We start from the raw sequence: 12,949 nt of genomic DNA on the forward strand, positions 1-12,949 counted from the left end.
AGCATTTTTGCCATGGATAGCAGGAACACGGCGAGGAGTGCCGGGATGTCTGATCGACTTCCGAAATTGCCGACAATCACAACAAGGCAACAGGAGTTTTCTTCATGAGTGCATCGAACCCCGGGCAAAGCGCCGGGCAGCTGGAAACCCGCGGCATCGAGCCGGTGCCGGAAGGCGAGTGCAACGGCCATCCGCTGCAACTGTTCTGGGTCTGGTTCGCCGCCAACATCAGCATCCTCGGCTTGCCACTGGGCGCGACCCTGGTGGCCTTTCGTGGCCTGTCGATCTGGCAGGCGATCATCGTCGCCATCCTCGGCGCCGCCGGTTCGTTCGCGGTGGTGGGGATCATTTCCATCGCCGGCCGTCGCGGGCGGGCGCCGAGCCTGACGCTGTCGCGGGCGATCTTCGGCGTGCGCGGCAATATCGGCCCGACCCTGATATCGCTGATGTCGCGGGTGGGCTGGGAAACCGTCAACACCACCACTGCCGCCTTCGTCCTGTTGTCGCTGTGCTCGATCCTGTTCGGCTCGCCGGTGGAGGCCAAGAGCGCGCCGCTGCTGACCCTGGTGTTCATCGGGATTTTCGTGCTGCTGACCCTGGCCGTCTCCGGCCTCGGTCACGCGACCCTGCTGGTGATCCAGAAGTGGGCCACCTATGTGTTCGGCGCGCTGAACCTTTTGGTGGGTGGCTTCCTCTGCGCCACCATCGACTGGAGCGCGGTGTTCAACGCCACCCCGGCGCCATTGAGCGCAATGATCATCGGTATCGGCACCATGGCCGCGGGCACCGGTATCGGCTGGGCCAATACCGGTGCCGACATGTCGCGCTACCAGCACAGCAGCGTCAAGGCCTCGCGCCTGGTGGCGTCGGCGGCCTTCGGTGCCGGCATTCCGCTGGTGCTGCTGATTACCCTGGGCGGCCTGCTGTCGGTGGGCAACGATGACCTGGCCTCGGCCACCGACCCGATCGTGGCGATTCGCGACATGCTGCCGACCTGGATGGCGGTGCCGTACCTGATCACCGCTTTCGGCGGCCTGCTGCTGTCGAACAACCTGTCGGTGTACTCGGCCGGCCTGACCACCCTGACCCTGGGGCTCAAGGTCAAGCGGGTGTACGCGGTGGTGGTGGACATCGTGGCGATCTTCGCCGGCTCGATCTACTTCATGCTGATTGCCGAGAGTTTCTACGGGCCATTCATTACCTTCATTTCCTTGCTGGCAGTGCCTCTCACCGCCTGGGTCGGGATCTTCGTGGTCGACCTGATCCATCGTCACTACTACAGCCCCAAGGACCTGCTGGACGTCAGCCCGAGCAGCGCCTACTGGTATCTCGGCGGTGTCGAATGGCGGGCCTGCGGTGCCTGGGTGCTGGCCATAGCGCTGGGGTTCAGCTTCACCACCATCGGCACCACCGCCGACAACGTCTGGTTCGCCGGACCGTTGGCCGATTCCTGGCTGGGCCATAACGGCCTGGGCTGGATCGTCACCTTCCTGGTGGCCGGTGGGGTGTATGCCGTGTTGGGCGGGGCCCGGGACCGCCGCGCCGCCTTTGTTGAGAATGCCAATGCCTAGGATGCTGCACACCGGTCAGGTCATCGTCGATCTGGTGATGTCCGTGGAGCGCTTGCCCAGTCCTGGCGGCGATGTGCTGGCGAAATCAGCCAGCTTCGAGGCCGGCGGCGGTTTCAACGTGATGGCCGCCGCCCAGCGTAACGGCTTGCAGGTACTGTATTTGGGGCGGCACGGCAACGGCCGCTTCGGTGACCTGGCGCGTGAGGCGATGCGCGCCGAGGGCATCCAGCTCACTCTCGAGGCCAGCCGTACCGAAGACACAGGCTTGTGCGTGGCGCTGACCGAGGCCACGGCCGAACGCAGTTTCATTTCCTACATCGGTGCCGAAGGCCAGCTGTCCGCCGAGGACCTGGCCGATGTCGCGGTGCAGGCCGACGACGCGGTCTATGTCAGTGGCTACAGCCTGCTGCATGACGGCAAGGCCGAGGCGTTGCTGGACTGGCTGCTGGCCTTGCCACGAGCGATCCGCGTGGTGTTCGACCCGGGCCCCCTGGTGGATTCGCCAGACAGCGCGGCGATGCGCCGGCTGCTGCCGCGTATCGATATCTGGACCAGCAACAGCGTCGAGGCCTTGCGCTTCACCGGCGCCTCGACCATCGCCCAAGCCCTGCAACGCCTGCATGAAGGGCTGCCGCAGGAGGTGTTGTTGGTGGTCAGGGACGGGCCGCAGGGGTGCTGGGTCAGCCAGCATGGCGATAGCGTCCATGTGCCGGGCTTCAAGGTCCAGGCGGTGGACAGCAACGGTGCCGGCGATGCCCATGCCGGGGTCTTCGTCGCCGCCCTGGCGCAAGGGTTCGAGCCGTTACAGGCGGCGCGCCGGGCCAACGCCGCGGCGGCCCTGGCGGTGACGCGCTGGGGACCGGCCACCGCGCCGGGCGCGGCGCAAGTGGATGCGCTGATCGACGGGCGCGGCGCCTGATCACGAGCACACTCGCGCCTGCAGGAATTGCATGGGCCCCCGCAGAAGCGAGCATGCTTGCGATAGCGGGCTAATCGGCCTTGCGCAACGCCTCGATCAGTTCCTGCTTGCTCATGGTCGAGCGGCCACGAATGTTCTTCACCCGGGCTTCCTGCAGCAGGCTGTCCTTCGTCTGGGTGCTCAGCGACGTGGTGCTGTTGCGGGCATGTCCTTCGCGGCTGGCGGCGGCACGCCTGGCCGAGGACCGGCGCGCAGCGGTCTTTTCCGAGGCCGGTTTACGTTGCCCGGAGCCGCCGGCCCGTTCCCCGCCACCGGACTGCTTGTTCACTGTGGCCCAGGCGCGCGCTTCAGCCTCTTCCTTGGGCACGCCTTTGTCTTCGTAGCCGGCTTCGATATGCGCGGCCTTGCGCTTCTGCTCGGCGGTGTATTTGGCTTTGCTTCCACGAGGCATGAGGGCTCTCCTTTGGCAATGGGTACCTGAAATTGGGGCGGGAAAGTGGCCGATAAGTGCCCGAGAATCGACGAATGGGGCTATCGATGCGGGCCGCCAGAGGGTGGTGGCGGCTATGGTAAAAAGCCCGGTATTGAGCGCAAGGGGCAGGCCAGGGGCGGCTTGAGGTTTGCCAGGGCGGAAGAAGTCTCGCACAATGCCGGCCCCGGAAATGGATGCGTCTGATGAGTTGTCAGGCCTTTTCGCGAGTTACTCATGGATGATTCTTATGCCGACCTGTCGGTTGATGCCTGCCGTAAATCCCCTGTTCTGTAAACCCAACCTCGCCACCGCTCTGCCGCTGCCGTGCGGGCGTGGCCGGTTTTTCCAAGGAATGAAGCAATGAATACTCGGATGTTTCTGGCCGCGGCCCTGATGGGCGGCGCGGTGTTGCTGGCCGGCTGTGGCGACAAGACGGAAAAGGCCAGCCAGTCCGCTGCACAGGTCGATGCCCGGCAACAGGAAATCGACAAATACAACCAGTACGTCGGTGCGGCGAACAGCATCAGCGAGTCCTTCCAGACGTTCTTGCAGCGCTATCAGCAGTACGAGGTACCGGCCCTGGCGGGCAAGGCGCCGATCACCGCTTTCAGCGTGGGCAACGATATCCTCATCGATCGCCTGAGCCGGGCCCTGGATGGCGCCCTGGCCATCGATACGCCGATTCCGGAAGTGGACGCATCGGCCCAGGCGTTTTCCGCGGCCCTGAAAACCCTCTCGCCGCTGAGCCACGAGCTGCAGAACTACGCCGCGTCCAAAGGCTACCTGAGCGACAACGGCGACCTGGCTCGTCGGCAGAGCCAGGCCTATCTTGCCGCCCTGACGGCGGTCAGCGCCAAGGAGCAGGATTTTTACGCCGGCCTTGGGGCACGTGACCTGGCACTGACCAAGCAGGCATTCGATGAGGCGCCGAAAGACACCGCGGCCTATTACCGCGCGGGGCTGATCTACTACGGCAAGCTCAACACCGCGGATGCCGAGACGCTGTTCGCCGAACCGAACGATCCGCAGGCCCTGGCGGCTTTCGAGAAGTCCCTGGCACTGGTGGCCGACGCGGCCGCGGGCTGGAATGGCAAGGTCAGTGCCCAGGCGGCCGAGAGCGGCAAGTCGTGCGGTGGCGGCATGCTGGAAATCAATGAGTTCATCGGCCAGTCGCGTTCGATCATCCGCGACGTCAAGGATGGGGTGTACAAGCGCGCTCCCGAAGGCGCGATGAAGAACCTGCCGGCGCATATGCAGAGTTCGAGCATCGTCCGCTCGGCGAACCGCTACAACCGCACCTACGGCAACATGATCAACCGCTTCAACCATCCAACCTGCTGAGTCGGGGTTGCTGGCGCCCGCGTCGCCACGCGGGCGCCAGTGGCGATGAGCGGCCTCTGGCCGTCGGCTAGGTGTCCAGCTTGCGGGCCATTTCGACGCCGGTGGACGTCAGTTTGATTGGCGGATCCACGATATATTCGCCCGTCTGGTCGCGGTTGAGATGGCCCTCCTGGATCCAGCCGAGCTCCTCCAGCCTCGCCAGGGTGTCGGCCACTGCTTTCTCACCGCGATAGTTATCCAGCACTTCCGTGCCCAGGCCGTTGGGGTGGGCATGCAGCAAGCGGGTGAGCACTTCTTTTTCCAGTTCTTTGTCGACGTTCATGCTGACCTCTGCAGGGGAAAGGTGCGCGCGGCTATTGGTAGGTGCCGGTGCCTTCGGAGCCCGAGCCACCGGTGGTGGTTTTCGGTTTGCTGTCGGGCGGGTTGGTGTCCAGGGTCCCGGCGCGCCCCTGGCGATCGGTGCCGTCGCCCTGGATGCGCGGGTCGGTACCCGTGGCGGGGGGCATGGCGCTTTCATCGACTTGTGGCGGGTTGATGTTGATGTTCGGCGAGCCTTGGGTGGCCGGGGATCTTGGCCGCTCCACCGGATCGGTCGGGCCGCTGGCGCCGGCGAAGGCCGTCGAGCACAGCAGCCCGGCCAGGGCGAGAACTGTCAGCCTGGATTTGATCATGATGTCGCCTCCATTCGTTTTTAGAGTCGCTACCTGATCTTGGGCTGCCGGCGATTTTGATTGGTGCCTGATGAACGACGAACGGTTCAGGCGTCCTGCGCCACCCCGTCGGATTTCAGCCCGCGCCAGACCTGGCGCCCGACGCTGATCAGCCAGTTCGGCAGGGCGATGTCCAGCCAGGCTTCAGGATTAGCCCGCAGCGGAGTAAGTCAGCCACCGATCTCATCGATGAATTCGTCCATGAAGCGCTTCAGGCGGGCATGCCGCACCTGTGCCAGGCGCGCGCCGGTCACGGTCTGGAAACCCTCGGCCAGGTGCAGCAGCTTGGTGTGGAAGTGGTCGAGGGTGAAGTTCAGGTCGTCATAATCGCGGTGCTCGGCGTGCGGGTCGTGGGGATCGTAGAAGGCTCGGTTCAACCGGCCGCCGACGTAGAAGGTGCGGGCCACGCCGAGAGCGCCCAGGGCATCGAGACGGTCGGCGTCTTGCAGGATCTTCGCCTCCAGGGTGTCGGCGCGGATGCTGGCGGAAAAACTGTGGGCTTCGATGGCATGGGCCACCGCGGCGATCTTCGCTTCGGGCCACTCCAGGCGGTGCAGCAGGGTCGCGGCTTTTTCCGCCGACAGGCGCGAGGCCTGGTCGCGCAGCGGCGAGCTTTTTTCCACGGCCACGCAATCGTGCAGCAGGGTGGCGGCCAGCAGCACGTGCAGGTCGCCGCCGTCTTCGCGGGCGATACGCCGCACATTGGCCCACACCCGCTGCAGGTGCGACAGGTCGTGGGCGCCGTCGTCGACGGGCTCCAGCGCGTGGGGCAGCAGGGTGTTGGCGAGTTCGGGCAGGGGAGCAAAAGCGTCGGAAGTCATGTCGGCCAAACAGTAAAAAATACAGGCGCACACTGTAGCCGCTGCCGCAGGCTGCGATAAGGCCGAAGGCCTTCAGCGATCTCACTATCGTGCGCCCCCTGCGGGTTCGATCGCAGCCTGCGGCAGCGGCTACAGGTATCGGGCAATTCCGACATGGACAATTACCTGTCGCGACGCCTGGGCATATCACCGTGAAATACCCGTGCATGTCCTTCCCCTGTCGATCTAATATGGCCGCCTGCCTTCCAACCGAGACCCGCCGATGTCTGTCGAAATCCGCCCCGCCGTGCCCAGCGATGCACCGCAAATCCTTGCCTTCATCATGGAATTGGCCGATTACGAACGCGCTCGCCATGAAGTCGTCGCCAGCGTCGCGGACATCGAGCGCAGCCTGTTCAGCGAGGGCGCCACGGCCCACGGGCTGATCTGCCTGCGCGACGGCGTGCCGATTGGTTTCGCGGTGTTTTTCTTCAGCTATTCCACCTGGCTGGGCAGCAATTGCCTGTACCTGGAAGACCTCTACATCACCCCGATGCAACGCGGCGGCGGCGCCGGCAAGCAACTGCTGCGGCACTTGGCGCGGATCGCTTGCGACAACGGTTGCGGGCGTTTCGAGTGGAGCGTGCTGGAGTGGAACGAGCCGGCGATCCAGTTCTACAAATCCCTGGGCGCGCAGCCGCAGGAAGAGTGGGTGAGGTATCGCATGGATGGCGATGTGCTGCGTGCGTTCGCCCAGGGCTGATTTACCCGGCGTTTCTTTCGTGCAGGAGCGAGCTCGCTCGCGCTAGCAATCCTGACAGCCAACTCCATTCTCAAGGCAGCCCTCAAGCTCAGGGTTGCCGTCGTTCGACCAGGGCTCAGGCCAGCAGGCGTCACCCGCCATATGGGCGAGCGCGGACGAGGTTCTTTGCAAAGCTTGTAGAAGCAGCGGGTCGACGCTCGATTGCCTGCGATGGCGTCCCTCCCGGCGCTGCCTTTTTCGGACAGAGTACATATCCATTCCTGCGGTCACGGCCGCTTAGGGTTCCGCCCTTACGGCGGGTCACTCTTGGTCGACCCCCGGGTAGGAGCGAGGCTTGCCCGCGAGGCGGTGTAACTGATGTACCGCGGCGTCCGTATCGCCGGCAAGCCGCGCTCCTACAAGATTGGGTTTATTGCTTGAGGGTGGCCATGTCGATGACGAAGCGGTATTTCACATCGCCGGCGATCATCCGCGCGTAGGCCTCGTTGATCTGGCGGATGTCGAGCATTTCGATGTCGCAGGTGATGTTGTGCTCGGCGCAGAAATCCAGCACTTCCTGGGTTTCGGCAATGCCGCCGATCAGCGAGCCGGCCAGCACCCGACGGCCCAGCACCAGCTTGGCGGCATGCACGGGCGGGTCCACCGGTTCGATCAGGCCGACCAGGATATGCACGCCGTCAAAACGCAGGGTATCCAGGTAGGGGTTGAGGTCGTGTTGCACCGGGATGGTGTCGAGCAGGAAATCGAAGCGCCCGGCCGCGGCTTTCATCTGCTCGGCGTCGGTGGAGACGATCACATGATCGGCGCCCTGGCGACGAGCTTCCTCGGCCTTGCTCGCCGAGCGGGTGAACAGGGTCACTTCTGCGCCCAGGGCCTTGGCGAACTTGATGCCCATGTGGCCCAGGCCGCCCATGCCGAGAATGCCCACCTGGTCGCCGGCCTTCACTCCGTAATGCTTGAGCGGCGAGTAGGTGGTGATGCCCGCGCAGAGGATCGGCGCGGCGCTGGCCAGGTCGAGTTTCTCGGGGATGCGCACGACAAAGTGCTCGCTGACCACAATGCTGTCGGAATAACCGCCCAGGGTGTTGCTGCCGTCGACCCGATCCGGGGTGGCGTAGGTCATGGTCGGACCTTCCAGGCAGTATTGCTCCAGGTTGGCGGCGCAGGCTTCGCAATGCCGGCAGGAGTCGACCATGCAGCCGACGCCGACCAGGTCGCCGACCTTGTGCTTGGTCACTTGGGCGCCGACGGCGGTGACCTTGCCGACGATTTCGTGGCCCGGCATCAGCGGGTACACGGCGATCCCCCATTCGTTACGGGCCTGATGGATATCGGAGTGGCAGACGCCGCAGTAGAGAATCTCGATGGCCACGTCGTCGGGGCGCGGGCTGCGTCGCTGAAAGCTCATGGGGGCGAGGGGCGTGGTGGCGGACTGGGCGGCATAACCGATGGCGGTGTACATGATGAACCTCGCAAAAGCACTGACAGATGAGGCGGGCCATTCTCGGCGCCGCTCCCCGGGGCGAACATGGCGATTCCTCGGCATGTCATGCCTATTCCTCCGGCATCGGCCCTTTGCGCGCGGTATTGGCGTGCAGACCTGCGATGATGTTTTCATCCCTTTTTCCGTGAAGCTTTCTCCATGTTGTTAACTCGCCATCTCGATGCCAACGCCACTCTGGTGTCCCTGATCCAGCCTCTTGCGACCCGCGACGGTTTCGTTCCCACGGGGCTGCCCGGGGTCCAGGTGTTGCGGGCCAGTTGCGACGTGGCCCGTGGCCCGCAGATCTACGAGCCGAGCCTGATGATCATCGCCCAGGGCAGCAAGCTGGCGTACCTGGGGCCGCGAACCCTGGAATACGGCGCCGGGCATTACCTGATCCAGGCGCTGTCGGTGCCTTTCGAGTGCGAGACTTTCGCCATGCCCGATGCGCCGTTGCTGGGGGTGTCCATCGCCATCGACCGGGCGCTGTTGGGCGAGTTGGTGCTGGCGATGGGCGTGACCGCGGGGCGCACGGCCCAGGCGCAGACCCCGGAGTCGATGACCTCGGTGGTGCTCGACGATACCTTGCGCGGTTGCGTGGAGCGCCTGCTGCGCTGCCTGCACGATCCTCTGGAGTGCAAGGTCATGGGCCAGGCGCGCGTGCGCGAACTGATGTTCACCGTCTTGCGCGGACCGCAGGCCGATGTGCTGCGCGCGCTGGTGGAGCAGCATGGGCAGTTCGCGCGGATATCCGCTTCGCTGAATCACTTGCACGAGCATTACACCGAGCCGCTGAACGTCGAGACCCTGGCCCGTTGCGCGAACATGAGCGCCTCGACCTTCCACGAGCATTTCAAGCGCAGCACGCTGCTGTCGCCGGTGCAGTACCTCAAGCGCCTGCGCTTGCTCAAGGCGCAGCAGTTGCTGCTGGGGGAGGGGCTGGGCGTGGCCCAGGTGGCGCATCGAGTGGGTTACCAGAGCACCTCGCAGTTCAGCCGCGAATACAAGCGCTACTTCGAGCGCAATCCGGGGGATGAACGAGCAGCGTGATGGGGCGGCACCGCTCTGTAGGAGCGAGGCTTGCCCGCGATGAATTCTAAGGCGTTCTGACAGACACACCGCCCAAGTCTTATCGCACGCAAGCTGTGCTCCTACAGGAAGCAGGGCAGTGGCGCAGGCAATAAAAAAGGCCCCCATGCGGGGGCCTTTTTTTCTTTCAGTGTACGCCTTACATGTTCGGGTAAGTCGGGCCGCCCGAGCCTTCCGGCGTGACCCAGTTGATGTTCTGCGCAGGGTCCTTGATGTCGCAGGTCTTGCAGTGCACGCAGTTCTGGGCGTTGATCTGGAAGCGCTTCTCGCCGTCTTCCTTGGTGATCACTTCATACACCCCGGCCGGGCAGTAGCGTTGAGCCGGCTCGTCGTACAGCGGCAGGTTCTTGTTCAGCGGAATGCTCGGATCTGCCAGCTTCAGGTGGCAAGGCTGCTCTTCTTCATGGTTGGTGCCCGAGATGAACACCGAGCTGAGTTTGTCGAAGCTGAGCTTGCCGTCCGGTTTCGGGTAGTCGATCTTCTTGCAGTCCGCCGCCAGCTTCAGGCAGGCGTAGTCCGGCTTGGTGTCGTGCAGGGTGAACGGCAGCTTGCCGCCGAAGAAGTTCTGGTCGACCCAGTTGAAACCGCCGCCGATGATCGCGCCGTATTTGTGGATCGCCGGGCCGAAGTTGCGGCTGGCGAACAGCTCTTCATACAGCCAGCTGGATTTGAACGCTTCTACATAAGTGTTCAGCTCGTCGGCGCCTTCGGAGTCGGCGAACAGCGCATCGGCCACGGCGTCCGCGGCGAGCATGCCGGACTTCATGGCGGTGTGGCTGCCCTTGATCTTGGCGAAGTTCAGGGTGCCCAGGTCGCAACCGATCAGCGCGCCGCCCTTGAACACCATCTTCGGCAGCGAGTTCAAGCCGCCCTTGCAGATGGCGCGTGCGCCGTAGCTGATGCGCTTGCCGCCTTCCAGGTACTGCTTGAGCACCGGGTGATGCTTGAGGCGCTGGAATTCGTCGAACGGCGACAGGTAGGTGTTGCTGTAGGACAGGTCGACGATCAGGCCGACCACCACCTGGTTGTTTTCCAGGTGATAAAGGAAGGAGCCGCCGGTGTTCTCGGTGCCCATGATGTCCAGCGGCCAGCCGGCGGTGTGGACCACCAGGCCTGGCTGATGCTTGGACGGGTCGACTTCCCAGATTTCCTTGAGGCCGATGCCGTAGTGCTGGGCGTCGGCGTCGCTGTCCAGGTTGAAGCGCTTGATCAGCTGCTTGCCGATGTGGCCACGGCAACCTTCGGCGAACAGGGTGTACTTGCCACGCAGTTCCATGCCGGGGGTGTACAGGCCTTCCTTCGGATTGCCTTCGCGGTCGACACCCAGGTCGCCGGTGATAATGCCGCGGACCACGCCGTTCTCGTCGAACAGGGCTTCCTGGGCGGCGAAGCCCGGGTAGATTTCCACGCCCAGGTTCTCGGCCTGCTGGGCCAGCCAGCGGCACAGGTTACCGAGGGAGATGATGTAGTTGCCTTCGTTGTGCATGGTCTTGGGCACAAAGAAGTCGGGAACTTTGGTCGCGCTGTCGGCGTTTTTCAGGACATAGATGTCATCGCGCTTGACCGGGGTGTTCAGCGGGGCGCCGAGCTCCTTCCAGTCCGGGAACAGCTCGTTCAGGGCGCGCGGTTCGAACACGGCGCCGGAAAGAATGTGAGCACCGACTTCGGAGCCTTTCTCGACCACGCAGACGCTGATTTCCTTACCGGCTTCGGCGGCCTTCTGCTTCAGTCGGCAGGCAGCGGACAAGCCAGCGGGGCCGGCACCGACGATGACCACGTCGAATTCCATGTATTCGCGTTCCACTAGGCTATCTCCTACTCAAGGCTCAACGGTTTTTTTCTAATTGGAGGTTGGGTGTCGCATCGATGGTTTTCTCCGCCGGACAGGGGAGTGGACAATGAGCGACCCGCCTTTCTCTCTGGGCGGCGCATTATATCTACACCACTCTTAGCGTCCAATACAAACGTTTGTTTGAATTTGCTGCAGCCCATGTAAATCAAAGAAGCGCGGCTTATGACTGGCCATTTTGGCGTATTGACCAGAATAGGCGTTCCGGTCAAGATACGGTCGGTTTTGCGCTCGCCGTAGGCTGACTGTTGGTTTCAAGAGCACCTCTAAAGACAGGGCGAAGGCAGTACAAGGTGACGCAACGCGCAGTTTACACGCCGCGATAAAGAATGACCGATCAGTCGCCACTGACGAACGGTCGTCATCCCGTGAGCAGGGTCATCTGTCTGCTGTTGCAAGAGTCAAATGCCAGCGTTTTTAGAGGTGCCCTTGTGCCCGATGAGCATCAACCGCCAGGTTCGCCTAGGCGACTTTCTTTTCACCGGAGAGTAACGAGGAATCCATGAAGGTTCTTGTAGCTGTCAAACGCGTTGTCGATTACAACGTCAAGGTTCGCGTCAAGGCGGACAATTCCGGCGTCGACCTCGCCAACGTCAAGATGTCGATGAACCCTTTCTGCGAAATCGCAGTGGAAGAAGCCGTACGCCTGAAAGAAAAAGGCGTAGCGACTGAAATCGTCGTCGTCTCCATCGGTCCCGCTACTGCTCAAGAGCAACTGCGTACCGCCCTGGCGCTGGGTGCCGATCGTGCCATCCTCGTCGAGTCCGCTGATGAACTGAACTCCCTGGCCGTGGCCAAGCTGCTCAAGGCCGTGGTCGACAAGGAACAGCCGCAGCTGGTGATCCTTGGCAAGCAAGCCATCGACAGCGACAACAACCAGACCGGTCAGATGCTGGCGGCCCTGAGCGGTTACGCTCAAGGCACCTTCGCCTCCAAGGTCGAAGTGTCGGGCGACAAGGTTGCCGTGACCCGTGAAATCGACGGCGGCCTGCAAACCGTTTCGCTGAACCTGCCAGCGATCGTCACCACCGACCTGCGTTTGAACGAGCCGCGCTACGCGTCCCTGCCAAACATCATGAAAGCCAAGAAGAAGCCGCTTGAAGTGCTGACTCCGGACGCTTTGGGCGTTTCCACCGCCTCCACCAACAAGACCCTGAAAGTCGAAGCGCCGGCTGCACGCAGCGCGGGTATCAAGGTCAAGTCGGTGGCTGAACTGGTCGAGAAACTGAAAAACGAAGCGAAGGTAATCTGATCATGACTATCTTGGTAATCGCTGAACACGACAACAAGGTGCTGGCCCCGGCCACGCTGAACACCGTGGCTGCCGCTGCCAAAATCGGTGGCGACATTCATGTACTGGTTGCAGGCCAGGGCGCTGGCGCGGTGGCTGAAGCCGCTGCGAAAATCGCTGGCGTGAGCAAAGTCCTGTCGGCCGACAACGCCGCTTACGCTCACCAACTGCCGGAAAACGTTGCCCCTCTGGTAGCAGAGCTAGGCAAGGGCTACAGCCACATCCTGGCCGCTGCCACTTCCAACGGTAAAAACATCCTGCCGCGCGTTGCCGCGCAGCTGGACGTCGACCAGATCTCCGAGATCATCTCGGTAGAAAGCGCCGACACCTTCAAGCGTCCGATCTACGCCGGTAACGCCATCGCTACCGTGCAATCGAACGCCGCGGTGAAAGTCATCACCGTGCGCGCCACCGGTTTCGACGCCGTTGCCGCCGAAGGCGGTTCGGCCGCTGTCGAAGCGGTTGCTGCCGCTCACGATGCAGGCAAGTCGAGCTTCGTCGGCGAAGAACTGGCCAAGTCCGACCGTCCTGAACTGACCGCCGCCAAGATCGTCGTTTCCGGCGGCCGCGGCATGCAGAACGGTGACAACTTCAAACACCTGTACGCCCTGGCCGACAAGCTGGGCGCTGCCGTCGGTGCTTCGCGCGCCGCGGTCGACGC

13 protein-coding genes are annotated in these 12,949 nt (G+C 63.2%); 7 read left to right on the forward strand and 6 right to left on the reverse strand.

Going from position 1 to position 12,949, the window contains the following annotated elements:
* The first annotated feature begins 104 nt into the window (after positions 1-104).
* Together BLV20_RS17720 and BLV20_RS17725 are read left to right on the forward strand one after the other, a co-directional pair.
* Positions 105-1,571: a purine-cytosine permease family protein gene (locus tag BLV20_RS17720; RefSeq protein ID WP_092303612.1), complete on the forward strand. Its 1,467-nt coding sequence runs from the start codon at positions 105-107 to the stop codon at positions 1,569-1,571.
* On the forward strand, positions 1,564-2,490 hold the full coding sequence (locus BLV20_RS17725; RefSeq protein WP_092303614.1) for a PfkB family carbohydrate kinase: 927 nt from the start codon (positions 1,564-1,566) through the stop codon (positions 2,488-2,490). Before BLV20_RS17720 ends, BLV20_RS17725 begins: the two co-directional genes overlap by 8 nt.
* 70 nt (positions 2,491-2,560) lie before the next feature.
* Here the strand turns inward: BLV20_RS17725 and BLV20_RS17730 are convergent, their stop codons facing one another.
* Positions 2,561-2,941 (reverse strand): termination factor Rho, encoded by a 381-nt coding sequence (locus BLV20_RS17730; RefSeq protein WP_092303616.1) that lies wholly within the window; start codon positions 2,939-2,941, stop codon positions 2,561-2,563.
* A 381-nt stretch (positions 2,942-3,322) separates the two neighbouring features.
* On the opposite strand from BLV20_RS17730, the gene BLV20_RS17735 reads away from it, so the two are divergent.
* A complete protein-coding gene (locus tag BLV20_RS17735; RefSeq protein WP_092303618.1) occupies positions 3,323-4,303 on the forward strand; it encodes a DUF3829 domain-containing protein in 981 nt (326 codons plus the stop codon).
* Between the two features lie 67 nt (positions 4,304-4,370).
* Here the strand turns inward: BLV20_RS17735 and BLV20_RS17740 are convergent, their stop codons facing one another.
* The 3 genes from BLV20_RS17740 to BLV20_RS17750 form a co-directional block, all read right to left on the reverse strand.
* Positions 4,371-4,625 (reverse strand): hypothetical protein, encoded by a 255-nt coding sequence (locus BLV20_RS17740; RefSeq protein ID WP_092303620.1) that lies wholly within the window; start codon positions 4,623-4,625, stop codon positions 4,371-4,373.
* 31 nt (positions 4,626-4,656) lie between these two features.
* Positions 4,657-4,974, reverse strand: a complete 318-nt coding sequence (locus tag BLV20_RS17745; protein WP_092303622.1) for a hypothetical protein — start codon at positions 4,972-4,974, stop codon at positions 4,657-4,659.
* A gap of 209 nt (positions 4,975-5,183) precedes the next feature.
* A complete protein-coding gene (locus BLV20_RS17750; protein WP_092303624.1) occupies positions 5,184-5,834 on the reverse strand; it encodes an HD domain-containing protein in 651 nt (216 codons plus the stop codon).
* Positions 5,835-6,096: 262 nt separating this feature from the next.
* On the opposite strand from BLV20_RS17750, the gene BLV20_RS17755 reads away from it, so the two are divergent.
* Positions 6,097-6,576: a GNAT family N-acetyltransferase gene (locus BLV20_RS17755; protein WP_092303626.1), complete on the forward strand. Its 480-nt coding sequence runs from the start codon at positions 6,097-6,099 to the stop codon at positions 6,574-6,576.
* Between the two features lie 409 nt (positions 6,577-6,985).
* On the opposite strand, the gene BLV20_RS17760 is transcribed toward BLV20_RS17755, so the two are convergent.
* Positions 6,986-8,038, reverse strand: a complete 1,053-nt coding sequence (locus BLV20_RS17760) for an NAD(P)-dependent alcohol dehydrogenase (RefSeq protein WP_092303628.1) — start codon at positions 8,036-8,038, stop codon at positions 6,986-6,988.
* A 180-nt stretch (positions 8,039-8,218) separates the two neighbouring features.
* On the opposite strand from BLV20_RS17760, the gene BLV20_RS17765 reads away from it, so the two are divergent.
* Positions 8,219-9,109: an AraC family transcriptional regulator gene (locus BLV20_RS17765; protein ID WP_092303630.1), complete on the forward strand. Its 891-nt coding sequence runs from the start codon at positions 8,219-8,221 to the stop codon at positions 9,107-9,109.
* A gap of 178 nt (positions 9,110-9,287) precedes the next feature.
* Here the strand turns inward: BLV20_RS17765 and BLV20_RS17770 are convergent, their stop codons facing one another.
* On the reverse strand, positions 9,288-10,952 hold the full coding sequence (locus BLV20_RS17770; RefSeq protein WP_092303632.1) for an electron transfer flavoprotein-ubiquinone oxidoreductase: 1,665 nt from the start codon (positions 10,950-10,952) through the stop codon (positions 9,288-9,290).
* 547 nt (positions 10,953-11,499) lie between these two features.
* Between BLV20_RS17770 and BLV20_RS17775 the strand changes: the two genes are divergently transcribed.
* Positions 11,500-12,249, forward strand: a complete 750-nt coding sequence (locus tag BLV20_RS17775) for an electron transfer flavoprotein subunit beta/FixA family protein (protein WP_007928126.1) — start codon at positions 11,500-11,502, stop codon at positions 12,247-12,249.
* Between the two features lie 2 nt (positions 12,250-12,251).
* Positions 12,252-12,949, forward strand: a 698-nt coding sequence (locus tag BLV20_RS17780; RefSeq protein WP_092303634.1) for an electron transfer flavoprotein subunit alpha/FixB family protein, incomplete at its 3' end; no start/stop codon positions are given.

The sequence above is a fragment of the Pseudomonas sp. NFIX28 genome (assembly GCF_900107395.1).
Taxonomy (GTDB): Bacteria; Pseudomonadota; Gammaproteobacteria; order Pseudomonadales; family Pseudomonadaceae; genus Aquipseudomonas.

What these genes read in the sequence shown, in the direction of transcription:
- BLV20_RS17745 (WP_092303622.1), bottom strand. Translation starts at nt 4,974, where the DNA reads ATGATCAAATCCAGGCTGACAGTTCTCGCCCTGGCCGGGCTGCTGTGC.
- BLV20_RS17765 (WP_092303630.1), top strand. Translation starts at nt 8,219, where the DNA reads ATGTTGTTAACTCGCCATCTCGATGCCAACGCCACTCTGGTGTCCCTG.
- BLV20_RS17750 (WP_092303624.1), bottom strand. Translation starts at nt 5,834, where the DNA reads ATGACTTCCGACGCTTTTGCTCCCCTGCCCGAACTCGCCAACACCCTG.
- BLV20_RS17735 (WP_092303618.1), top strand. Translation starts at nt 3,323, where the DNA reads ATGAATACTCGGATGTTTCTGGCCGCGGCCCTGATGGGCGGCGCGGTG.
- BLV20_RS17725 (WP_092303614.1), top strand. Translation starts at nt 1,564, where the DNA reads ATGCCTAGGATGCTGCACACCGGTCAGGTCATCGTCGATCTGGTGATG.
- BLV20_RS17775 (WP_007928126.1), top strand. Translation starts at nt 11,500, where the DNA reads ATGAAGGTTCTTGTAGCTGTCAAACGCGTTGTCGATTACAACGTCAAG.
- BLV20_RS17755 (WP_092303626.1), top strand. Translation starts at nt 6,097, where the DNA reads ATGTCTGTCGAAATCCGCCCCGCCGTGCCCAGCGATGCACCGCAAATC.
- BLV20_RS17720 (WP_092303612.1), top strand. Translation starts at nt 105, where the DNA reads ATGAGTGCATCGAACCCCGGGCAAAGCGCCGGGCAGCTGGAAACCCGC.
- BLV20_RS17740 (WP_092303620.1), bottom strand. Translation starts at nt 4,625, where the DNA reads ATGAACGTCGACAAAGAACTGGAAAAAGAAGTGCTCACCCGCTTGCTG.
- BLV20_RS17730 (WP_092303616.1), bottom strand. Translation starts at nt 2,941, where the DNA reads ATGCCTCGTGGAAGCAAAGCCAAATACACCGCCGAGCAGAAGCGCAAG.
- BLV20_RS17760 (WP_092303628.1), bottom strand. Translation starts at nt 8,038, where the DNA reads ATGTACACCGCCATCGGTTATGCCGCCCAGTCCGCCACCACGCCCCTC.